General features: G+C 57.8%; 23 protein-coding genes and 1 riboswitch. Of the genes, 11 read left to right on the top strand and 12 right to left on the bottom strand.

The genetic code is table 11. From position 1 onward, the window contains the following. Positions 1 to 31: 31 nt before the first annotated feature. The gene (gene hpt, locus VGM18_06545; protein HEY3972644.1) at positions 32 to 583 is read right to left on the bottom strand and encodes a hypoxanthine phosphoribosyltransferase; all 552 of its coding nucleotides are present in this window, start codon (positions 581 to 583) and stop codon (positions 32 to 34) included. 93 nt (positions 584 to 676) lie between these two features. On the opposite strand from hpt, the gene VGM18_06540 reads away from it, so the two are divergent. The 3 genes from VGM18_06540 (at position 677) to VGM18_06530 (ending at position 3,851) form a co-directional block, all read left to right on the top strand. After that, positions 677 to 1,381 (top strand): metal-dependent hydrolase, encoded by a 705-nt coding sequence (locus tag VGM18_06540; GenBank protein ID HEY3972643.1) that lies wholly within the window; start codon positions 677 to 679, stop codon positions 1,379 to 1,381. A 28-nt stretch (positions 1,382 to 1,409) separates the two neighbouring features. Further along, a complete protein-coding gene (locus VGM18_06535) occupies positions 1,410 to 2,105 on the top strand; it encodes an O-methyltransferase (protein ID HEY3972642.1) in 696 nt (231 codons plus the stop codon). A gap of 159 nt (positions 2,106 to 2,264) precedes the next feature. Continuing rightward, positions 2,265 to 3,851 carry an inorganic phosphate transporter gene (locus tag VGM18_06530; protein ID HEY3972641.1) on the top strand — a complete coding sequence of 529 codons (1,587 nt, stop codon included), beginning with the start codon at positions 2,265 to 2,267 and terminating at the stop codon, positions 3,849 to 3,851. Positions 3,852 to 3,926: 75 nt separating this feature from the next. Here VGM18_06530 and VGM18_06525 read toward each other — a convergent pair whose 3' ends face one another. The 8 genes from VGM18_06525 to VGM18_06490 form a co-directional block, all read right to left on the bottom strand. After that, positions 3,927 to 4,526, bottom strand: a complete 600-nt coding sequence (locus VGM18_06525) for a YceI family protein (protein HEY3972640.1) — start codon at positions 4,524 to 4,526, stop codon at positions 3,927 to 3,929. Positions 4,527 to 4,592: 66 nt separating this feature from the next. After that, a complete protein-coding gene (locus tag VGM18_06520; GenBank protein ID HEY3972639.1) occupies positions 4,593 to 5,450 on the bottom strand; it encodes a PIG-L family deacetylase in 858 nt (285 codons plus the stop codon). A gap of 1 nt (position 5,451) precedes the next feature. After that, on the bottom strand, positions 5,452 to 5,784 hold the full coding sequence (locus tag VGM18_06515) for a DUF190 domain-containing protein (protein ID HEY3972638.1): 333 nt from the start codon (positions 5,782 to 5,784) through the stop codon (positions 5,452 to 5,454). A gap of 39 nt (positions 5,785 to 5,823) precedes the next feature. Next, positions 5,824 to 6,198, bottom strand: coding sequence for a fluoride efflux transporter CrcB (gene crcB / locus VGM18_06510; protein HEY3972637.1), 375 nt, complete (start codon positions 6,196 to 6,198; stop codon positions 5,824 to 5,826). 26 nt (positions 6,199 to 6,224) lie between these two features. Further along, a riboswitch (Fluoride riboswitch) is annotated at positions 6,225 to 6,301 on the bottom strand. A 70-nt stretch (positions 6,302 to 6,371) separates the two neighbouring features. Continuing rightward, positions 6,372 to 7,253, bottom strand: coding sequence for a farnesyl diphosphate synthase (locus tag VGM18_06505; protein ID HEY3972636.1), 882 nt, complete (start codon positions 7,251 to 7,253; stop codon positions 6,372 to 6,374). Positions 7,254 to 7,399: 146 nt separating this feature from the next. Beyond that, on the bottom strand, positions 7,400 to 7,726 hold the full coding sequence (locus VGM18_06500) for a hypothetical protein (protein HEY3972635.1): 327 nt from the start codon (positions 7,724 to 7,726) through the stop codon (positions 7,400 to 7,402). 210 nt (positions 7,727 to 7,936) lie between these two features. Then, positions 7,937 to 8,176 carry an exodeoxyribonuclease VII small subunit gene (locus tag VGM18_06495; GenBank protein ID HEY3972634.1) on the bottom strand — a complete coding sequence of 80 codons (240 nt, stop codon included), beginning with the start codon at positions 8,174 to 8,176 and terminating at the stop codon, positions 7,937 to 7,939. A gap of 194 nt (positions 8,177 to 8,370) precedes the next feature. Next, positions 8,371 to 10,254 (bottom strand): bifunctional homocysteine S-methyltransferase/methylenetetrahydrofolate reductase, encoded by a 1,884-nt coding sequence (locus VGM18_06490; GenBank protein ID HEY3972633.1) that lies wholly within the window; start codon positions 10,252 to 10,254, stop codon positions 8,371 to 8,373. Between the two features lie 229 nt (positions 10,255 to 10,483). Here VGM18_06490 and VGM18_06485 point away from each other — a divergent pair, with 229 nt between their 5' ends. After that, positions 10,484 to 11,800, top strand: a complete 1,317-nt coding sequence (locus VGM18_06485; protein HEY3972632.1) for a hypothetical protein — start codon at positions 10,484 to 10,486, stop codon at positions 11,798 to 11,800. A gap of 85 nt (positions 11,801 to 11,885) precedes the next feature. Here the strand turns inward: VGM18_06485 and VGM18_06480 are convergent, their stop codons facing one another. Next, positions 11,886 to 14,372 (bottom strand): penicillin acylase family protein, encoded by a 2,487-nt coding sequence (locus VGM18_06480; GenBank protein ID HEY3972631.1) that lies wholly within the window; start codon positions 14,370 to 14,372, stop codon positions 11,886 to 11,888. A 116-nt stretch (positions 14,373 to 14,488) separates the two neighbouring features. Here VGM18_06480 and VGM18_06475 point away from each other — a divergent pair, with 116 nt between their 5' ends. The 4 genes from VGM18_06475 to VGM18_06460 all read left to right on the top strand — a co-directional run bounded on the left by VGM18_06475 (position 14,489) and on the right by VGM18_06460 (position 17,294). Further along, the gene (locus VGM18_06475) at positions 14,489 to 14,971 is read left to right on the top strand and encodes a transcriptional repressor (GenBank protein ID HEY3972630.1); all 483 of its coding nucleotides are present in this window, start codon (positions 14,489 to 14,491) and stop codon (positions 14,969 to 14,971) included. 166 nt (positions 14,972 to 15,137) lie between these two features. Continuing rightward, positions 15,138 to 15,515 (top strand): hypothetical protein, encoded by a 378-nt coding sequence (locus VGM18_06470; GenBank protein ID HEY3972629.1) that lies wholly within the window; start codon positions 15,138 to 15,140, stop codon positions 15,513 to 15,515. A gap of 140 nt (positions 15,516 to 15,655) precedes the next feature. After that, complete coding sequence (locus VGM18_06465; protein ID HEY3972628.1) at positions 15,656 to 16,105, top strand: DUF4870 domain-containing protein; 450 nt, start codon at positions 15,656 to 15,658, stop codon at positions 16,103 to 16,105. A gap of 199 nt (positions 16,106 to 16,304) precedes the next feature. Beyond that, complete coding sequence (locus tag VGM18_06460) at positions 16,305 to 17,294, top strand: phosphoesterase (protein HEY3972627.1); 990 nt, start codon at positions 16,305 to 16,307, stop codon at positions 17,292 to 17,294. A gap of 72 nt (positions 17,295 to 17,366) precedes the next feature. Here VGM18_06460 and VGM18_06455 read toward each other — a convergent pair whose 3' ends face one another. Further along, positions 17,367 to 18,350: a hypothetical protein gene (locus VGM18_06455; protein HEY3972626.1), complete on the bottom strand. Its 984-nt coding sequence runs from the start codon at positions 18,348 to 18,350 to the stop codon at positions 17,367 to 17,369. Positions 18,351 to 18,533: 183 nt separating this feature from the next. Between VGM18_06455 and VGM18_06450 the strand changes: the two genes are divergently transcribed. The 3 genes from VGM18_06450 (at position 18,534) to VGM18_06440 (ending at position 21,321) form a co-directional block, all read left to right on the top strand. Further along, on the top strand, positions 18,534 to 19,067 hold the full coding sequence (locus VGM18_06450; protein ID HEY3972625.1) for a DUF2127 domain-containing protein: 534 nt from the start codon (positions 18,534 to 18,536) through the stop codon (positions 19,065 to 19,067). Positions 19,068 to 19,176: 109 nt separating this feature from the next. Beyond that, on the top strand, positions 19,177 to 19,713 hold the full coding sequence (locus VGM18_06445) for a hypothetical protein (GenBank protein HEY3972624.1): 537 nt from the start codon (positions 19,177 to 19,179) through the stop codon (positions 19,711 to 19,713). A gap of 141 nt (positions 19,714 to 19,854) precedes the next feature. Beyond that, complete coding sequence (locus tag VGM18_06440) at positions 19,855 to 21,321, top strand: RNB domain-containing ribonuclease (GenBank protein ID HEY3972623.1); 1,467 nt, start codon at positions 19,855 to 19,857, stop codon at positions 21,319 to 21,321. Between the two features lie 110 nt (positions 21,322 to 21,431). Here VGM18_06440 and VGM18_06435 read toward each other — a convergent pair whose 3' ends face one another. Then, positions 21,432 to 22,580 carry an SIS domain-containing protein gene (locus VGM18_06435; GenBank protein HEY3972622.1) on the bottom strand — a complete coding sequence of 383 codons (1,149 nt, stop codon included), beginning with the start codon at positions 22,578 to 22,580 and terminating at the stop codon, positions 21,432 to 21,434. Between the last annotated feature and the right edge of the window lie 36 nt (positions 22,581 to 22,616).

Here is a 22,616-nt window from a genome sequence, read left to right as displayed (position 1 = left end):
GCAATTCTTCGCTATGGCTATTCGTCCATTGCTATTCGCGCGGTACGACGCAAATGTCGGCCAGATTTCGATATTTCTCTGCGTAGTCCAGTCCGTAGCCGACCACGAACTCGTCGGGAATTTTGAACCCGACGTAATCGCCCTCCAGCGGCAGCTTCCGGCGCGAAGGCTTGTCGAGCAAGGCGGCGACCTTCAGAGATCGCGGTTGGCGAGCCAATAGCATTTTCTTCAAATAAGTCATGGTCAGGCCGGTGTCGAGAATGTCTTCCACCACGATTACGTTTTTGTCTTTCATGGTCTGGTCTACATCTTTGGTGAGCTTCACCTCGCCGGTTGAGTCCCAACCGCTCTTGAGTTCCTGGCTGGGGCTCGGACGGTTGCCATAGCTGGAAACCGCGATGAAGTCGAAGGTGGCGTCGAGCTCGACCTGCCGCGCCAGATCGGAGAGAAAAATCGCGGCGCCCTTGAGCACTCCGACGAAGATGATCGACTGCCCGGCAAAATCCTTTGCGATCTGTGCTCCCAGTTCGCTCACCCGCGTGGCAATGTCCTGCCGCGAAATCAGCACCTTGAGTTCGGTCATGGCGTTTCATATTAAACTAGGAACTTGTACCGGATGGACCAAATATTTCATAGTTGCTGGAGCTAGCAGCTAGAAGCTAGGAGCTACCTTTTTATGAATCTGAAAAACGTGAAACTGACGTGGCTCGGCCATTCTACTTTCCGGATCGAGACTCCAGGCGGGAAGACTGTCTATATCGATCCGTGGATCATGGGAAATCCGATGTGTCCGGAGCCGGAAAAGAAAGTCAAGCAAGCCGATATCCTGCTCTGCACGCACGGCCACGGCGACCACATCGGCGACGCCGTTGAAGTAGTCAAACAGCATCAGCCGCTCGTGGTCGGAATCTATGAACTCTCCCTTTGGCTAGGGAAAAAAGGGGCCAAACAGATTTCTCCGATGAATAAAGGCGGAACCCAGAGCGTCGGTGACATCAAAGTCACCATGGTTCACGCCGATCATTCGTGCGGCATTCAAGATGGCGACGAAATTGTCTACGGCGGCGAGGCTTGCGGCTACGTGGTGGAGTTTTCTAATGGCGTGAAAATCTACCATGCCGGCGACACTAATGTGTTTGGCGATATGACGATCATCCGCGAGTTGTATGCGCCTGAGATTGTCATGCTGCCGATGGGCGATGTGTTTACGATGGGTCCGCGTGAAGCCGCGTATGCGGTGAATCTGCTGAAGCCGAAAACCGTGATCCCCATGCACTTCGGGACATTCCCGGCGCTAACCGGAACTCCTGGGGCCTTGCAGAAGTTGATCTCGGGCGTAGAGGTGCTGGAGATGAAGCCAGGCGTTACCATCGGAGGCTGAAGCAAGTCGTGCCTCGAAAATCGGAATCATGAAAGGGAAGCGTGTGACGCAAGTCAGGACTCAAACCAAGAAAACCCCCGCCAGTTGGCGGCACTACAATTTCACTACCTCGGGACCGGTCGACGACTACATCTACTCGATGCTGCCCCAGCGCGAAGAAGTTCTAGCCGAGATGGAAGACTATGCTACGGCGCACAACGTGCCGATCGTGGGCCCGGCCGTGGCGCGGGTGTTGCAGCAACTGGCGATGGCGATCAACGCGCGAACGGTCTTCGAACTCGGCTCCGCCATAGGCTACTCGACGATCTGGTGGGCGCAAGCGGTCGGCGAGCGGGGCCAGGTGATTTATACGGATGGCGATTCCAAGAATGCCGAACGCGCCCGCGTTTATTTCCGGCGCGCCGGAGTCACAAAACAAATCTCGCTGCACACCGGCGACGCCCTCGAATATCTTTCCGAGCAGAAGCAGGAATTCGACATCATCTTCAACGATGTCGACAAAGAAGATTATCCGCGCGTGCTGCGGCTGGTCGCGCCGCGCCTGCGCAAGGGCGGGCTCTTCATCACCGATAATGTTCTGTGGAGCGGACGTGTGGCCGAAAAGAAACCCGACCGCACCACTAAGGCGATCCTCGAGTTCAACCGGAATCTCTTTGACGCGAAAGAGTTTTACACGACGATTCTGCCCATCCGGGACGGGCTCGCGGTGGCGTTGAAAAAATAAGGCGGGAGAGGTAGCGAACCTCTGAGGCTTAACGTCAGTTCTGTCCCCGATTTGGGAGATAAACTTCGAGCTTTCGTAACACTCCCGTAACATTCCTCCGCTATCCTTCCGCAATTCACGATCGGTTCAAAATTCAGTTTGCACTCGAAGGGGATTCCCATGGCAGCACCCTCCTCCGTTCTGCATGGCAAAATCAACCGCTCCCCCGGCGCCATCGGCATGATTGTTTTCGGAATCGTGCTGATCATCGGTTTTGGATACGCCGGATATCATCTGCTGAGCGATCTCTCCACTATGCGCAGCAGTTCGGTTCTGCCGTTTGTCCTGCTGGGGGTAGCGCTGCTGGTGGCGCTCGGTTTTGAGTTTGTCAACGGCTTCCATGATACGGCCAACGCCGTGGCCACAGTTATCTACACGCATGCGCTGGAGCCGCACGTTGCGGTGGTTTGGTCCGGTTTCTGGAATTTTCTGGGAGTGATGGTTTCGTCCGGATTAGTTGCCTTCAGCATTATTTCGCTGCTGCCCGTGGAATTAATTTTGCAGGTGGGCAGCAAGGCCGGATTTGCCATGGTCTTCGCTCTTCTGGTTTCGGCGATCATGTGGAATCTGGGCACGTGGTACTTCGGTCTGCCCGCCTCCAGTTCGCACACTCTGATTGGTTCCGTCATCGGCGTAGGAATCGCCAACCAGTTGTTGTCCGGCAAGAGCGGCACGTCGGGGGTCGATTGGGGACAAGCCGCCAACATCGGCAAATCGCTCTTGCTGTCGCCGCTGGTCGGATTCGGCGTGGCCGCGCTCTTGCTGTTGGCCCTAAAAGCCTTCATTCACGACGAGAAACTCTATCGCGCCCCGGAGGGCAATGCTCCGCCGCCGTTCTACATTCGCTGCCTGCTGATTCTCACCTGCACCGGAGTGAGCTTCTTTCACGGTTCGAATGACGGCCAAAAAGGAATGGGATTGATCATGCTCATCCTGATCGGAACCGTACCCACCGCATACGCCTTGAATCACGCGGTGACCTATCAGGAGTCGCAGGACTTCCTCGCCGTTTCGCAGCAGGCGGCGAACGTGCTGGATCACTACGTGACCCCGGGAGCAGTCATTGGAGATCCCCGGGACGATGTGACCGATTACATACGCAGCAAGGAGTTCAACGCCAATACGATGCTGGCGATGCGCACCATGGTCAACGACATCAGCAACGAGACCAGCATCTACAAAGAACTTAAAAATGTTCCCAACGATCGGGTGCGCAACTTCCGCAACGATTTGTATCTGCTGAGCGAAGCCTTGCGGCTGACCGCGAAATCCGGGGTGCCGAAGTTTGCCCCCGGCGACGCCGCCGTGCTGGCCAATTATAAAAAGCACATCGATCGCTCCACGCGCTTCATCCCAACCTGGGTAAAAGTCGCGGTCGCGATGGCGCTGGGCCTAGGAACCATGGTCGGCTGGAAGCGGATCGTGGTAACGGTCGGCGAAAAAATCGGCAAAGAACATCTGACTTATGCGCAGGGAGCTGCCGCCGAAATTACCGCCATGGCGACGATTGGCGCTGCGGACGGATTCGGCCTACCCGTCAGTACCACGCACGTACTTTCCTCGGGCGTGGCCGGGACTATGGCTGCCAACCATTCAGGAATTCAATTAAGTACGGTGCGCAACCTGGCCATGGCCTGGATACTCACTCTGCCAGTCGCCATGATTTTATCTGGATCGCTGTTCTGGCTGTTTAAGAGGATCTTCTAGCGCCCAAAGAAAGAAGCTGCCGGCGCTATTGCCTTGAAAAGGGCGCGGCACGGTGCTGTCAGGCGCGCAAAAATCCTATTTTACCGTTGGCGTGGGCGCCGAAGGCTGGATCAACTCCACATCGATCGTGATGCTAATCTGGTCGCCGACTACCCCCGGCGCGGCGCTGATGCCGAAATCCTGGCGAACGATTTTGGTTGTCGCCGAAGCCCCTATGCGCTGCATTCCCATCTTGGCGTCCTGGATCGCGGCCGACGGCCCATCTACATCGAGTACGACTTCTTTGGTCACGCCATGCAGCGTCAAATCGCCGGTAATCGCTAAATGCCCGGGCCCTGCAACTTTCGTATTTTTGGAATGAAAGATAATCGTAGGATATTTCTGCACATCGAAAAAGTGCGGACTGCGGATATCGTTATCGCGTGCCTCCACTCGCGTATCCACCGAACTGGCGTCGATCGTGGCCTCAATCGCATCCTTGGACGGGTCCGCCGGATCGATTTGCGCCGTCCCGCTCACTTTTGCAAATGCGCCCCGCACCGTGGATACGCCAAGATGCTTCACCGCAAATTGTGCCGCCGTGTGCTTGGGATCGATCTGCCAACTGGAAGCCTGTGCCGCCGCGGTCGCGGCTAATACAAGCGCCGTAATGAATGCGAAAACAAAACGAGTCATACCGAAAGAAACCCTCCCCTTGACAAGTTGAATAATGCTGAGTTGACCATGCTAGGTTGAACAATGCTAAATGGATTTGACCGGAATGGCCAATAGGTCGTCGACGAGTCCGATTTCCTTTTGCAGGAACGGTTCCGCGTGAGTGACTCCGCCGAGCATGCCGTAGAAGCGAGCCATGGCGTCGACGCGCGCGCGAATCTCGTCGTGCGCGACGAACAAATCCTTGCCTGCCTCCTGATCGCTGAATTGTGTTTTGTAAGCCATGATGGAAGCAAATTTCCCGTCAAACTGCTCCCCAATATCGACCACAAACGTCGGCCGAACATCGTAGTACAGCGTCGCGTAGATAATTTTGAACGGACGATGCGGAGGAAGGAGAGTAGCGCCGGCGTCCCGCCGGCTGTCGCGAAGGCGTCCCGCCTTCGCTTCGTCAGACATTCCGGTACTTGCCGAGCCTTGTCCAACATCCAGCCCGGACGCCGGAAGCCCGAGATCCAGCTTTGCCAGTCCCGCCAGAAAACAAGCCTCATATCCCAGCACTGAAGCCGTGTAATGATCCGGATGCCGCCCTTTCCAGTAAGGCAGAATCACTACGTGTGGCCGGGTCTCGCGAATCACGCGTGCCACCTTCAGGCGATTCTCCCACGTATTTTCCACGCGGCCGTCAGGGATATCGAGCGCGCGCCGCCACCCAACGCGAAGAATCTTCGCCGCATCGGCTGCCTCGCGCGCCCGATCATCTGCGCTGCCGCGGGTCCCCATCTCCCCTTGTGTGAGATCGAGGATGCCCGTGCGCTGCCCGCGCTGCGCCGCTTTGATCAGTGTGCCGCCGCAGGTCTGCTCCACATCGTCGCGGTGGGCGGCGATGGCCAGAATGTCCAGAGGGACGACGTCAACAGATTGATCGATTGGAAGGGAAGACATGTCAGTCGAGGTTGTCTTGCTCCAGATTGCCTTGTTCCAGCACCACGTTCTCGCGCACGATCAGCCGGTGCGCCGCCATTGCCTTCAGCGTGGGCAGCACGCGGTTCACGTAATCGTCGGTGTCGACGAATACAATAATCACCGGCAGCTTTCCGCCCGCCTCTACGAGATGCGCCGTCTCCACCCGCTGTCGGCCTAGAAATCCCGCCACGCCGTGGACTGCTGTGGCCGCGTACACTTTTTCTTTGTGTAAATAGGTCAGAATCTCCAGGTGCAGCGGCCGGTGATGCCACTGGTCCGCTTCGTTCAGATAGACAGTGATCTGTACCGCCATGGCACTTAGCATTTTACTTGCGAAGCTCTCCAGAAGTCTTTACAGCGCCCGTGCCAGCGCCATTCCCGCCAGGGCTGCGCCCAGGCATAGCAGATTGTTGCTGAGAACGTTGGCCAGCAATAGTCCCCACTGGCCTTGCTCAAAGTACACCATGGTCTCAAACGCGTAGCTGGAAAACGTAGTGAACGAGCCGCAGAAACCTACCGCCACCAACAGGCGCCAGCGTGGGTCGACCAATACCCGCTCGGTGGTCCAGATCACGAAGAAGCCCACGATAAAGCTGCCAACGACGTTGATGACGAGCGTACCAAAAGGAAAAGCGGGACCGTATTCTCTAGCGGCCAGACGACTCAGCAAAAATCGCAGGTTGGCTCCGAAGATGGCAGCGAGAGATATGGCGAGAAAATCTTTCACGAGGGCTCCTACAAAAAGTCGATTTCGATTCTGTAGGAGTTATCAGCCTGCAAGCTCTCACGCGGGGCAGGCGGTTGTGGCGAACTCCATCGCCGTCGTTATTATTACCATAGAGGACACTGAGCAGCACAGAGGCGCGGTCCAAGGCTTGGTGCCCGACGCCCGACGTCTTCCTACTTTTTCCGCTCCACCAGAAACCTCGCCAACTCCCTCAGCGTCTCCGCCTTCTCGCCAAAACTCTCGAGTTCGGCGAAGGCATCGTTCACCAGCGCTTCCGCCCTTTGCAGCGAGGCTTCCACCCCAAACAACGCGGGATAGGTGACTTTCTCAGAAGCCGTATCTTTTCCGGCCGTCTTTCCCAGTTGTTCTGAAGTCTGAGTTACGTCGAGTACATCGTCGACAATCTGAAAGGCCAGCCCAACCGCTAGCCCAAAAGCCCGCAACTTTCCTACTTGGCTGTCTTTCGCTCCCGCGTACAAGCCGCCGCTGACCAGGCTGGCCGTGATCAATGCCGCGGTTTTTGAACGGTGGATATACTCCAGCATCTCGGGCGTCGGCTTCGTATGTTCCGCTTCGAGATCGACCACTTGCCCGCCGATCATGCCGTCGAGGGTTCCGGTGTCGTGGGCAATCTCTTCGATAATGCGCACGCGCGCTTCCGCCGGACACTTCAGCCGGGCGAGAACTTCATAGGCCAGCGTTTGCAGTGCATCTCCAGCCAGAATGGCCGTGGCCTCGCCGAAGGCTTTGTGGCACGTCGGCCGCCCGCGCCGAAGATCGTCATTGTCGAGCGCCGGCAGGTCGTCGTGGATCAGCGAATAAGTATGCAGCATCTCCAGCGCCGCACCCAGTTCTTCGATGCGCGGAGGAAACTCTCCCGACACCATGCGTCCTGCCTCGATGCAGAGCACGGGCCGCAGGCGCTTCCCGCCCGCGAACACGCTATGGCGCATGGCTTTGTGAATCGACTCGGGATGCCGCGTCTCCAGTGGAATCAGCCGGTCAAGCGCCGCGTCGGTCAGTTGCCGTCCTTGTTCGAGAGTCTCAGCCAGCATGAAGCAGTGAGTATAACAAGGCGGCGAATCGATGCCATATCGGGCCAACCAGTCACACGAGCAAAATAAGCGGCGAGCAAAAAATTAAGGACGCCCTCAGGGCGTCCTTTTAACGGAAGCAAAATAACGGAAGCAACATTCTGGATCTACGCCAGAGCCGTGCCTGAGTGTGCCAGTGTTCGACGGACCGACGTGAGCACATTCTCCACGTCGTCGGCGGGGCAAACATCGCTCGCGCCGGCCGCCAGCGCAGCCATCCAAAGTTCGTCGTCAGGGATGCGGTGCGTGCAGACGATAGGCAGCGCGGGGAAATCGCGATGCAGACTCTCGACGTCGGCCAGGCGCCATTCGTCGATGTTAAGAACCACGGCTTCGGGACGGGTCCGGTTCAAGTCGTCCCGCAATTCCTCACGTCTGCGGGTTAAATGAACCGAAAAGTAAGGGCCCAGTCCGCCGGCCAGGGACCGGGCCATTGCAGGATCTTTCTCAAGGACAACTACGTTTTGTGCCATACTTCCCCTTTTTCAACCGTCGTCAATGGCGGACATCAACGTTCGATTTCAACGTCGCTATTGCAACGCTCGACTAGGGCTGCGGGCTGGCCCAAGAGGCCACAGCGCCACAGACATCTCCTTCGTTCTTAGTTCTTATGCTCTCGAATCGCGGCCAGAAATCCGCTCGACTTACCGTCGTGCAGGCGACTTTTCCGTCAGCGCTTCGAATGGTTCAGCCTGAAGCTTTCCGTTCTTTTTCAGCAGAATCTCGACTTTTCCCTCCGCTTGCTCCAGTTCCTTCCGGCAGGTGGAAGAAAGCTGCATGCCCTCTTCAAACAGTGTCAGCGATTTCTCCAGAGGGACTTCTCCCTTTTCGAGCTCCTGAACAATTTTCTCCAGTCGCTGCAGGCACTCTTCAAATTTCGGCAACGGGTTTCGCTCCGTTTCTTATTCTAATGCAACTATTTGCAACAAGTGTCCAGTCTTTTTAATGGAAAGGACTCGAGAGAGTGTATGGCGCGGTCCAGAGGTGGGAAGCGCGTCTCTTTTCTTGCGCAAAGATACACGGGTCTTGCGCAAAGATACACGGGCCCTCAGAATCGGAAGTGATCCCGCGTCGGACGCTATGCGCTAGCCTGGGAACCCAGGGAACCCAGGGAACCCAGGGATCCCAGCGCTTCCAGCACATCCACCGCCGAGCTGTACCGTCCCTGTGGAGCGCTAATCTGTGCCCCCTGCGCCATCTGCCGGGCGGCCATCAGCATCTCGCGTGCAATGGCGATGCCCTCAGCCCGCGCTGCTTCGGGATTCTGCGCCCGCGCCATGCGCTCCAGAATCGCGTCGGGCACGGAGACTCTCAGTTCGTTCTTCATAAACTCGGCATTGCGCACGCTGACCAGCGGCCAAATCCCTGCCACCACCGGAATCCGGCAGTGTTCGATGCGCCTCAGGAAATTCTCCAGCAAGCGCAGGTCGAAAACCGGTTGAGTTACCGCATATTCCGCGCCAGCCTCGACTTTGTACTCGAAGCGGCGAATCTCCTCGTCCAGATCGGTCAGCCCAGGGTTCGCACCCACGCCAATCACAAACCCTGTGCCGCTTCCAATCGGATTTCCGCCGAGGTCGAGTCCCCGGTTCAGGTTGTGCACAATATTGACCAGTCCGATCGCGTCCACATCAAACACCGCCGTCGCGTCCGGATAGTTTCCCATCTTCGGGGGATCGCCGGTGATGCAGATCAGATTCTTGATGCCGACCGCGGCCGCTCCGAGCAAGTCGCTCTGAATGCATAGAACATTTCGATCGCGGCAGGTATAGTGCAAAATCGCGTCGATTCCGACATCGCGCTGGATCAGCAATGACAACGCCTGGTTGCTCATCCGCGCCGAGGCCCTTGGGCTATCCGGAATGTTCACTGCATCTACGCCCACCGACTTCAAAAACCGTGCTCCCTCGACTTCCTTGCGAATGTCGATCCCTTTCGGAGGGACGATCTCCACCATGGTCAAAAATTCGCCACGAGCGAGCCGAGCGCCCACCAATGACCTGCTCTCAAGCGGGACCGCGGGAACGGCGGGGATGGCAGTCTGGCCGGGGGCCACATGTGCGGACGTCGCCTTTCCCCGCGCCTCGCCCACCCGCAACGCCGACTTCATCACCCGAATGTGCTCTGGTGTAGTTCCACAACAGCCGCCCACGAGCCGCACGCCGGCAGCCACGAACTTGCGCGCATAGCTGGCCATATATTCGGGCGAGCACAGGTAAATATTTCTGCCGTCGACAGACCGCGGAATCCCGGCGTTCGGTTGCGCTGCAAGCGGCAGGGAAGTCGCTGCCCGCACTCGCTCCATGGCATCCAGCATGGCCACCGGACCCACGCTACAATTGCACCCGATCACGTCCGCGCCCCACTCCTCCAGCCTCGCCACAAAAGTTTGCGGGTCGGAGCCGTCGAGGCAGTTGCCGTCTTCGTCGATGGTGACCTGCGCCACGATCGGCAGCGATGCGCTCACATCGCGGGCAGCCAGCATGGCCTGATGAATCTCTTCCAGATATCCGAACGTTTCCAAGATCAGCAGATCTACGCCACCTTCAACCAATGCCTCGATCTGCTCCCGGAAGGCTTGCCGCGCCTCCTCGAACGAGGTCTTGCCCAGAGGTTCGATTCTGGTTCCCAGCGGGCCAACCGATCCCGCGACCCACACATCGAAGCTTTTGGCGGCTTCGCGAGCCAGACGAACCCCGGTTCGATTGATGTCGTGAACTTTGTCCGCTAAGCTATGTCGTCCCAGGCGGAAAGAGTTACCGCCGAAAGTATTGGTTTCAATAATCTCGGCACCAGCTTGCAGGTAATCGTGGTGGATGCCGCGAATCAGGTCGGGCTGGGAGAGATTCAGTTCGTCGTAGGACCGGTTGATGAAGATGCCCTTGGCGTAAAGCAGGGTTCCCATGGCCCCGTCGCACAAGACGGGAGACTGCTTGATCCGGGAGCGAAAGTCAGCCGCCATATAGTCTTTTGAGAATACAGGATCAAATCAGTTCGTGCACCTCCCGAGCTATGCCGCAGCACTGATGCAGAAGTCACTGTTTTCGACGATTCTAAGGAGGGAGCGGAAAACGTCGTTTAGACTCGGTTTCATTCCGGGCGCGTCGCTCCGGAGGAGTAGTTCCGGGTCTGCTATAATCCAGCATTTCGCAATTAAATCTTCCTTTTTCATGTCGTTAGGAGCCTGCCGTTTGAAGAGACGCATCTTCGTTGTTGTGCTTGGAGTGTGGGGCAGCCTCACCCTTGTTTCCTGCGGCGGTAGCTCCAAGACGGATCCACCCAGTGGGTTGCCGTATCGTGTGTTGGCATCTCAGGGAGTGACTTCGGCTGTCACTTCTGGCAGCCTGGTGATTCTCGATGCCTATAACGATACGATCCCACGGCTTGCTCCACTGAGCGCGGGGACTTCTCCGGGGCTGATGGTTGTGACGCCTACCCTCAATCTCGCGGCAGCCTTCGACGCCGGCAGCAATTCGGTTTATGCCGTAGACACGGTCAAGGAAAGCAGCATCGGCCACATCCAGTTGCAGGGGCCTACCAACAGCATGGTGGTCCCGACTGCACAGGGCATCGGATACGCCGCGGTTCCTACGGCTACCGTCCCCGGCTTTTCCTTCATCGGCGCGATTGACGTGATGAATTTCTCCAGTGGAGGGCTCACCACCATCGCGGTTCCAAATGCGCAAACGGTTATCTCAGATTCGACCGGGACCCAACTTGTCGTTCTGAGTAACGATTCCAACTCGGTGACCGTGCTGACTCCGGGCAACGCTGTGCCTCCGGTCGACACCAGTTGCCTCTCCACCAATCTTCCCAGTTCCGTATGTACGATTGTTCCCGGCTTCGACCGTCCAGTTTTTGGCGTGGTCAGCGGAAGCACCGCTTACATCATGAACTGCGGTCCACAGTGCGGCGGCGTGCAGGCCAGCGTCGCGGTTTTCGATCTGCCCAGCCTCAAGATCACCAGCACAATTCCCGTCGATGCCGCCACCATGGCGCTGCTCAGCGGATCCACGCTCTACGTCGCCGGCACTTCGCCTTCCAATAACACCTGCACTGGACAGTTGAGCAACACCGGCCAGCAGACCGCGGCCACGATCTGCGGACGGCTCGACATTGTTAATCTCGGCTCAGGAACAGTGACCGGTAGCGCCATAATCACTGACGGCTTTCATGACCGCATGGACTTGACCACCAACGGCCAGCTCTTCATCGGATCTTATGACTGCACTAACATCGGCAACGTCAATAATCCCAGCGGGGAAGTCCGCGGTTGCTTGTCGATCTTTCACACTGCTGACAATTCGGTGCTCATCCCGCCCGACAACGGCGACGTGAACGGCTTGCAAGGCTTTAACTCCCGTACTGTCGAGTACGTAGCAGAAGGCGGCAATCTCCGCGTCTATGACACCACCAAAGATATTCTGCTGATCAACGATTTCCTGCAGCAAGGCACCATCAATATCATCGGCTACGTTGGCGATGTAAAGGCTATCGACTTCTTTTGAGACATGTAGCGGCGGACGCATTCGTCCGCCGGCAACAAATACCCAAAAGATTTTTGCCCGTAGAATGCGTCCGGGCCCACGCGATTCATGGTTGCGCGCTTGGGCTGACCGGTCCCAGCAGGATCCTGTGCGCCTTCGCCGCGTCCACCGCCTTTGCGCTGAACGGCAGAGCGAATGTCGTGCCCCCATACCATGCCTTCCATTGATCCATGTAATAGGGGCTAAGAAAATTCCCGCCCTGCCCGGTCACAATGTTGAGCGTCGACTGGTCCAGGTCGGCCAGGTTTGCCGTGAATCGCTCTGACGGGCCGTGATGCCGCGACACCGCCTTTACCGTATATCCGCTGCCAGACTGCTCCTGGACTCCCGGCCCGGACCATTGTTGGATCAATGGAATCTTTCCCAGAATCGGATGTTCGATCTGCACGGCATTGAACGTACCCCAGCGCCACGAGGCCAAGTCTTTCGGCACTTCCGGACCATTCACTGCCGCCTCCACTGCGGCGGTAAGCAGTTCCTCATAGTTGGGATATTTCTCCGGCAGCCAGCGCTTTGGCCGGTGCAGCATAATATTTTCCATCCAAACCGAGCGCATCTCCCACGAATAGGTTTTCCAGCTTAGACTTTCGTCTTGCTTTCCGGAATCCGCTGGTGCGCTACCGAGCTTCGGCTCCAGCAGCAAACGCCGCAGTTGCAGCATTGAATTCTCAGCGATCGTCGGCACTGCGGATGAAGCCTGCATGCGCCCGTCCCAGCCGCGCATCAGGTCCGCTGCTTGTTTCACCCGCGGCGATGGCTTGGAAGCATGATCGACGGCATAGACAAAGCGCTCCGCCGCGAACAAGTCTGCCTCCGAGTGAACGTCGGTTTGTAGCGCCAGCATGTCCGTCGCGGAGAATTTGCGTCCCGATTCCAGCACGTGATAAATGCGCGCCGTGCGCCACGGCGCCTCCCACTCCATGCTGATCGAATTGGGATAATTGTCTGGAGTAATTCTTCCGTTCGCCGTCGCAATGATTCCGGACGGCGGGTTATAAATGCTGGGCAACTTCTCGAACGGAATGTAAGAAGTCCACTCGTGCATGTTGTCGGCGCCGCTCTGCGGCAGGCTGCCGTCGCCAGCGGCGCGGATCGGCACCTTGCCCGTCGCGTGATATCCAATGTTGCCGTCCACATCGGCATACACGACGTTCTGCCCGGGCGCATCCAATTGCGAAAATGCGCGGCAGAATTCGTCCCAGTTCTGAGCGGCGTTCACATCGAAGAAGGGAATGTGCAATCCGTCATAGAGCGTCCAGCGCAGCGCCAGTGGCCTGGTTTCCCCCGGAACGAGTTCGGTGATGATCGGCCCATGCCGCGTAATTTTCACATCCACGTTCACGTCCGGCTTACCTTTGACGTGAATTGTTTCGGCGCGATGTTCGGGCTGCACCCATTCGCCTGGAGCCTGGTACGCACCCTGCGCGTCGAAATTCTCAATGAAGACATCGGTTACAGTCGGTCCGACGTTTGTAAATCCCCACGCGACGCGCTGATTGTGGCCCACGATTACATACGGCATGCCCGGCAGAGTCACGCCCACAACATCAAAAGTGCCGGAGTGCAGATGCGCCTCGTACCACAGGTTAGGCATCTGATGGCCGAGATGCATATCATTCGAAAGCAGCGGCTTGCCCGTCACTGTGTGGGCCCCGGAAACGACCCAATTGTTGGATCCATTGACCGGTAAGCCCTCTTCCGCCATCAGGCCGACCGGTGAAACCGTCGGCGCGCTTCGCTGCGTGACCGAATTGTCGGGCGAGTCGTCGTCATCTTCGTCGTCTGAGTCAGAATTGCTGTCGGGCTGGGTCAGATCCTCGCGCATCACGGTCGGCGGATGATCGTGCCATGAGCGATTCACATACAAGTCCGCGGTCAATTCCGGCCCAAGTTTGGCCAGAATTTTCTCCCGGGCCAGCGCGTCGAAAAAATAGTGAAAGTTCAAATCCTTCACCATCGAGTTGGCCACCACGACCGAATCTTCCGACTGCCACGGCTTCGGCGTGTAACGCAGAATGCGAAACTCAATGGGCAGCCGATCGCCATGGGTCCCAATGTAGGCGTTTACGCCGCGCGCGTAAGCCTCGTAGTAGCTGCGATCGCGTTCGCTGGCCATCCCCAGGGACTTCTTTGCCGCTGCCCGCAGGCCTAGTATTCTCTGTTCGCGGTCGATCTTCAGCGTGTCCTCTCCGAGAATCTCCGACAGCTCGCCACTGCCGTAGCGACGCATGATGTCCATCTGCCACAGCCGGTCCTGCGCGGTGACATAGCCTTGAGCGAAGAAAAGATCGGCGAGGCTCGCCGCTTCAATCGTCGGCACGCCGTGCGCCTCGCGCGTGACCGTGACTGGGGATGAGAGTCCGCTGACCAGCAATTGTCCGTCGAGTTGGGGGAGGGCCGAGTACGCGACATGATAGGCATAGCCCACCAGCCCCGCTAGAAGCAGCAGCGCCGCCAGTAGCAGCCACAGTAGACTGCGGAGCAAGGGCGATCGTCGAGTGCTTGGCGTACGGATTTCGGCGAAGGTGCTCATGAGAAATGAGAATCTCTGATTGTATTCCACGTGGCTGCGGACCGCTCACGCTGAAAATGAATTTCATTTTCAAGATGACGGATGGTATCCTGACTATGCTGACTTAATCCCTCCCCATGCTTCAGAAGCGCATTGATGACCAGCCCACCATCTCGCGCCAGATGGTCCGCGAAGCCCAGGAGATCCTGCACAAGCACCTGAAGGGCGTCGGCCTGAAGCAGACCGCGCAACGCGACGCCATTCTCCGGGCCTTCCTCGAAACCCGCGACCACCTTTCTACCGACGAACTGCATCGCCTCGTCCAGAAAAAGGACGCACGTATCGGCTACACCACTGTATATCGCACCCTGAAGCTGCTGGCCGAGTGCGGATTAGCCAGCGAAGTCGCCTTCCACGACGGCATCGCCCGCTTCGAACACCAGTACAATCGCCGCAGCCATCACCACATGGTCTGCACCGGATGCGGCAGTTCCGTCGAGTTCTTTTCCCAGGAAGTCGGCCAGCTCGAACAGGAAATCGGCCACAAATATAACTACGTCACCACCCGGCACACGTTCCAGATCTACGGCGTCTGCGAAGATTGCCGGAACGCGGGTTAGACATTTGCCGCCCATCGCGCGCTTTGATATTGTCGCCACAATGGATGCTGCCCCCGTCCCGCCGACCTCGTGTCCGCACTGCGCGGCTCAAATGCCTGCGACGGCTGCATTCTGTCCCGGTTGCGGACGGTCTATGGCCGATCAGCGGGCCGACGGGAAGTCTGCCATGTCCGACACGCACGGTAAGGTCGGATCCCTGCCGGAAAACGTTGCTGGAGCGATCGCCTACCTTACGTTCGTCCCGGCCATTCTTTTCCTGGTCCTCGAGCCGTATAAAAAGAATCGCTTCGTGCGCTTTCATTCCGCCCAATGCCTGGTGCTGTGGATGGGTGGAATCCTGCTGGCCATAGCCCTTAAACTTGCCAGCGTTGTACTGTTCATCATCCCGTTGCTCGGCCCGCCGATCGTGGTGCTGGTCTCGATCGTGGTCGCGCTCGGACTGTTTGTGATCTGGTTGGTCCTGCTGGTCAAGGCTTTTCAGGGAGAAATGTTTCAACTGCCCCTGCTCGGTGAATTTGCGGCGCACTACGCCGGTGCCCCCTGATTCTGTCCTACCCGTCAAAATGTTGATTGCATTGCGAATGTCTTTTTGATAACGTGCCGCTGCGTCGCTTGGCGGCGGTCTGGCTCAGTCTGCAAGAACCGCTCCCCCCAATTCCAACCGACTCAAGGAGGAACATCCCCATGGCTTTTTGCAATATGTGCGGCGCACAAATCGCAGACGGCACCACGACGTGTTCGGTGTGCGCGGGAAGAGTTGCCACGGTGCCCCCAACGCCTACCACCGCCGCCGCGGGCGGCATGACCGACAATGTGGCCGGAATGCTGGCTTATATCACCATCATTCCAGCCATTATTTTTCTGGTGATGGAACCGTATAACCGGAATCGCTTTATCCGTTTCCACGCCTGGCAGTGTCTGTTCTTCGCGGGAGCCTTGCTGGCGCTACACATCGGCCTGTCGATTTTTACCTTTGTCCCCTTCATGGCGCTGATCACCTTGCCCCTGCACCTTGTGGTCAGCTTGGGCGGATTTGTTTTTTGGATCATCCTGCTGATGAAAGCGAACCAGGGACAGATGTACAAACTGCCCGTGATCGGCGACATGGCGGAAAAGCAGGCGAACGCGATCTAGTGGGTGCCGTAGCGCTACTACTTCGTCGAATTTCGCGAGTTCGTACCGACCTGGGACGAACTCGCGACTCGACCCTGACTTAGCGCCTCAATCTCCCGCCCTTGACTTTCTTCCTGTAAGCTATCAATCCTAGTAGCTTTTACCCGCGTCGCCATCCCACGCCTGCTGCGTGGTCGCGCTGGCGGGAACTGTGAGGCGAATGGGGATTTCATTGCGCGTACGGGTTTTTTACCACGACAAATGCTTTGACGGAGCTTCTTCCGCCGCACTCTTTTCACGCTTCTATCGCGAGCGCATTCGCAGCGACGTCAACTTCGTCTTTACTGGCCTCGTGCATCGCGCCGGGGCGCTATTCGACGAGAAAGAATTCGACGGCGACGAAAACGCCATCGTCGATTTCAAGTACTCCAGTTCGCCAAGAATAACCTGGTGGTTCGACCATCATGAGAGCGCGTTCCTCTCGCCCGCCGACGCCGAGCATTTCGAGCGCGACCAGAGCAATCGCAAGTTCTACGATCCCGATTTCAAGTCCTGCACCAGTTTCATCGCCATGATCGGGCAACAGCGTTTCGGCTTTGATCCCGCGCCCGTGGCCGATCTCGTGCACTGGACCGACATCATCGACGGCGCCCTCTATCCTGACGCCAAGACTGCCGTCGGCATGGAAGCTCCCGCCATGAAGCTCACCATGGTCATCGAATCGGCGCCCGATCACGGCTTCGTCCCCAACCTCATTCCGCTGCTGGCCACGAAATCTCTGGCCGAAATTCTCGAGGAGCCTTTCGTCGCCCCCTTGCTTCCGCCGCTCCTCAAACGCCATGAACTGTCTATCGGCATTCTCGAGCAGCGCACGGAATGCAAAGACGCGACCATCTTCTTCGACGTCACCGATCACGATCTCGAAGGCTACAACAAATTTATTCCCTATTACCTGCATCCTGAATCGGTCTATAGCGTGGGCCTCAGCAAGAGCAGTTTTCGGGTGAAAGTTTCGGTGGGATCGAATCCCTGGGCGCCGCAGGAACCGGAAGTGAACCTGGCGCGCATCTGTGAGCGCTATGGCGGCGGCGGCCATGCCCGCGTCGGCGCCATCTCGTTCAATGTGAACCAGCACGCCGCGGCCATTAAAGCATCACAGGAAATCGTGGCGGAACTGCGCGGCGCCATCCGGCAGAAAAAGGCAAAGTAGCGCCGGCGTCCCCGCCGGCTGTCGGGAGGGGCCTCTCGCCTTCGCATTGTTAACGTGCAAGAACCCTCGCGGTTACTGCACGGGCGTCCCACTCGCCAGACAACTCGCCGCATTCGCGTCGCTCGAAGAACGAATTACGCCCGACTGATCCGCGCAATATGCTTTCCGTCCAAACGAATTCGCATTCGGCGCTGCCGTAAGATGAAAGCCCGTGGCCGGTGCTGCGCTGCACTCCGACAGAGTGAAAACAAATCCATACTTCTTCCCGCTCGCCAATCCGCTGTTGATCAACATCGCCTGATGCTCGTTCGGAGCTCCCCCACCAAAGCCATCCAGGCTCGAAAGCGAACAAGTAAACCCGACCGCTGGATAACTGCTGGCGTACGCGATTTCCGCGGTGAGAATGGTTCGCATCGCCGCCAGCACCATTGCGTCGCTGCCCCCGACCTGCGGCGTAGTCCCTTCCGTGTGCGGCACGAAGACCGCTGTCGCCGCGGACTTCGGCGCCATCTTCTCCGTGATCGCCTTCAAAAACTCCGGATCGGCCAGCGGCAGGTGCAGTGTGATCGAAATTTCGTTCAGTTTCCAAACCTGCGATTCCTGTTTCATCGAGAAGGTCATCTGTGGCATGAAGGGCGACAACTGGAGCTTGCCATCCTTATAGACCTGAAACGACAGTTCAAGGTCATCCTGATCGCCGCGCAATGCGTCGTTCACCACCGTGACTTCGAATTTCTGCCCCAGCTTGGGATCTTCCGCAGACATTAACAGCGAACCGGTTTCGAACGTCTGCACATTCTTGCCCTGTGTCTGGAGTTGGCTTGCCATTACCGAATACTGTTGCAGAGAGGCGGTGGCACCCGACTTCTCCAGCGCCGCCAACGTCGCTGCCGGCAGGTGTTTTGCGAATGTCCCCTGCGTCTTGCCGAAAAACATTTCCATTAGCGCCTGCCGCGCCGTTTGCGGGGGTGCGGTTTCTGGAGCAGCGTTTTGTTGTGCCTGCAAAGCGGCGGTACCGAACGCCCCAAAACATAGAGCTAGAATCAGTCTTCGCATGGTGTTCTCCCTCTGCCATCGTCACACTGTTTGTCGGTCAACTCCAGTTACCGAGGTAAGAATCCTCAGACATGACTCACCTGGAAGCGGCCACCTTCTGGGGCTGTCGATCAAGCGCAGCTCGACCGTCTGCTTCGGCAGTCCCTGCCGCGACCATTCTGCGGGCTCCGTGATACTCTGCCAGTGACATCCCTCGCATTCATGCGCCATCTCGCCACCATGCAGGAACGGCACCGCCGCCAGCGGCGCGTGCTGCGGGCAGTAGCCCTGGTCGAACTCATCAAAGGCATCTTCGTTGTGCTGATGGGGCTTTGTGCGCTTGCCCTGGTGCACAAAGATGTATGGTTGTATGCCGAAAGCCTGCTCGCTCTGTTGCACATCAATACGGATCGACAGTTCGCCCAAGTCTTTCTCGACTTCGCGGACAGTGTTACTGACGCGCGCCTTTGGGCCGCCGCCCGCATCGCATTCGCCTATGCCGCCCTGCGCTTTACCGAGGGTTATGGTCTGTGGAAGGGGCGCACCTGGGCCGAGTGGGTCGCCTTGGTTTCCGGCACCTTGCTTCTTCCACTGGAGATTCGCGAACTTATGCGCGGCTTGAGCTGGACTCGCGGCGCTTTGCTGGTCGTCAATCTGGGGGTCGTTATCTACATGCTCTACGTCATCCGCGCCAACCGGCGCGAACGCGAACAGCCCGCCATGGGTGCGGAAGTCTAGTGCGACTGAAACCCGCGCCAGGCGCATGATTGGAGCCTTAGGACTCTGGCGGTTTTCCGGCCTTGGGGTAATAATCGGCGGAGAAGATAGTCGATTTCCGGAGGTAGCCATGCGCTCCGCAACCTTTCTCTTTCTGTTGGCTGTCGCGACAATCAGCGCCGCCCAGGACACGAATTTCGCCGCAGGTCCGCAATACCTGATCACCAATAATTCGACGTTCCTTCAGCCGATTGCCACTCCGTCGTTATCGCTTTCCGCCCCATTGCCGAGCTACACGGGCCCCGGCAACGAGGCCTTGCCGGAACCACCCTCTCCGTTCGCGGGACCTCCGCCTCAGCCCGATCTCACTCGCATTTTTTGGGGTGAGCCGCAAAAGTCCGAGAAGGTCAGGTCCGAAAACGGCAATGAGAATGAGAACGTCGGCGGAAACGCCACCGAAATCGAGATTAGTTCGGCGCCCCTTCCGAGACCCTTGCCCGGGAGCATTTTGAATACCGGTGTCACGGGTATGACGACCGCGCAGTCTTTGCACGAACTCGGATTCGGCGTCACCCTCGGCGAAACGGCTGACTTCTGGAAGACGCACAGGCCGCACGCTCCTCACATTTATACCAATGCCGATATTGAGCGGCTGGGTTCAAGCTAGTTAGGGCCACCGAAGTCGTGAGGATCCTGCTCGTTGCGGTGAGATTTCCATAATCCGAGTCGGGGTAAGATCCTCCGCGATCCGTTTGCACATCGCTGTCCGTGTTAGCCTGTGTCGATCTCATCTCGACACGGGGAGTTCATGACAGACGCTAATCCCAGCCATCTCGACCTACAGGCCGTCGCCAAACAGATCACGCAACAGCGCGGCTTCCAGCCGGATTTTCCTCCTCAGGTTCCCCTGCAACTGGCCGACCTGAAAGCCCACCCGCCGCAAATCGCGGCTGCGGGCGAGATCCGCGACCTGAGGAATCTACTCTGGTCCTCGATCGACAACGACACTTCCCGCGATCTCGACCAAATTGAAGTTGTCGAAGCAGGCGCGAATGGCGATGTGAAAGTGATGGTTGGCATCGCCGACGTCGATGCCTTCGTGGCAAAGAATACTCCCATCGACCAGCACGCCGCGAGAGAAACGACCACCGTGTACGCCGGAGTCCGTAACTTCCCTATGCTCCCGGAAGAACTTTCCACCGGCAAGACTTCGCTTTTGGAAAATCAGGATTGCCTCAGCGTCGTAATCGAGTTCGTCGTCGATTCTGCCGGGATCGTGAATTCGCCCGCAGTATATCGCGCGGTGGTCCGCAACAAAGCTCAACTGCAATACAACTCGCTCGGGGCATGGCTCGAAGGGACAGCTGCTGCTCCGACCAAGGTTACTGCATCCAATGATCTACAGGCACAACTGAAACTGCAAAATGAGGTAGCGCAGAAGCTGAAAGCGCAGCGCTTTCAGCACGGCGCCCTCAGCCTGCAAACTGACGAACTCCAGCCGCTGATGCTCAACGATCAAGTTATCGAGGTTGTGAAGCAACAGAAGAACCACGCCACCGAACTAATCGAAGATTTTATGGTTGCGGCCAATGGCGTGGTCGCGCGTATGCTTGAGAAAGTGTCGTCCCTCCGCCGAATCGTGCGTACGCCCAAGCGCTGGGACCGAATCGTGCAACTGGCGGGAACCAAGAATGAAAAGTTGCCCGCTGAGCCTGATTCAAAAGCTCTTAACGACTTTTTGTTGAAGCGTAAGGCCGCCGATCCCGACCACTTCGCCGATCTCTCGCTCGCCGTCATCAAACTCATCGGACCGGGAGAATATGTGCTGGAGCGTGCCGGCGACGTTGCTCCCGGGCACTTCGGCCTAGCGGTGCAGGACTACACTCACTCCACGGCACCCAACCGCCGCTTCGCCGACATGGTCACGCAGCGGCTGATCAAAGCCATGTTGGCAGGTCAGAAAAATCCTTACTCTGACGAGGAACTCACGGCGATCGCCGCCAACTGTACCCAAAAAGAAGACGCCGCCAAGAAGGTCGAACGCGACATGTCCAAGCGCCTGGCGGCGGTAGCCATGCGAAACAGAATCGGCGAAGTCTTCGACGCCATTGTTACCGGCGCGACCGACCACGGAACTTTCGTTCGCGCTCTACAACCCCGCATCGACGGCCTGCTGGCGCAAGGCGAGCAGGGACTCGACGTGGGGGATAAGCTGCGCGTGAAGCTCATCCGCACCGATGTGCAAAAGGGATATATCGACTTCGCCCGCGCCTAGCTATCCGGGCACATTCCATAAACATCTTTCACCACGAAGAGACCGAATCACAGAGAAACCAACTGGTGCTTTTCTCGGTGACTCGGTGTCTCCGTCTTTGTCCGCGAGAGCTACTCGGTTACCACTGCCTTCACCAGATTTCGCGGATGATCTACGTCGTAGCCTTTGTTCACGGCGATGTGATAGGCGAACAGTTGTAATGGGATGACTTCGACGATGGGCAAAAGCAACTCTGGAGCCGCGGGCACATAGAAAACGTGATCTGCGGTTCCTGCGACATCCTTGTCTCCTTCGGTCGCGACGGTCACCAGCGGTCCGCGGCGGGATCGCACTTCCTTCATTACGTCCAGAGTTCGCCGGTAGCGCAACACGGAGTCGGGATCGCGGTGATCGCAAGTCGCCAGAACTACCACGGGCAGCTTGTCATCGACTAGCGCGTTGGGGCCATGTTTCAGCTCACCCGCGGGATAGCCTTCGGCATGGGCGTAGGAAATTTCCTTGAGCTTGAGCGCGCCTTCGCGAGCGATCGCATAATGCACGCCCCGGCCGAGGTAGAGAAACTTTTCCGCCTTGAAGTGGACGCCGCCAAATTCCGCGGCGAGCTCATCCCAGCTTGCCAGTCCCTTTTCGATCGCATCGGGAAGCCGCATCAGGCGCTGCAAGTACGAGCGCGTAACTTCCGAAGTCATGCGGCCGCGCTTCCGCGCCAGGAACAAAGCCATGAGATAGAGAATGGTGAGCTGCGTCGTAAAACTTTTCGTCGCGGGAATGGACAGCTCCGCCCCGGCTCCCGAGATCAGGGCGGCCCCGGCTTCGCGTACGATGGTAGTCTCGGGCACGTTCGAGATTGCGATGGTCTTAACGCCACGTGTCAGGGCTTCGCGCTGCGCAGCGATCGTGTCCGCCGTTTCGCCGGACTGCGTAATCACCATCACGATCGGATCGACCGCAGCGTGAGTCGAGCGATAACAATATTCGCTGGCGTATTCTACGTCGACGGCGACACCGGAAAGATCCTCGATCATGATTTCGCCCGCCAGGCCTGCGTGGCGGCTTGAGCCACTGGCGGCGATGATCAGCTTCTCAAAAGTCAGGAGCGCGCTTTCGATCGAGTCGAGTTCGCCGGGAAAGATGATGTCGTCTTTCAGGTGCTTCGCAATGGTCTTGGCAATGGCCGCAGGCTGCTCGTAAATCTCCCGTAGCATGGCGTGAGAGCGCTTTGGATTTGCGGAGTTTTCCTTCTGGTTTGTAGGAGTCATGGGACTGCTGAGAGTAAATCATTTTGCGGCTACCGG

Source organism: Candidatus Sulfotelmatobacter sp. (genome assembly GCA_036500765.1).
Classification (GTDB): Bacteria; Acidobacteriota; Terriglobia; order Terriglobales; family Acidobacteriaceae; genus Sulfotelmatobacter.
Note: the sequence above shows the minus strand (reverse complement) of the source record. Positions and strands in the feature narration are given on the sequence as shown.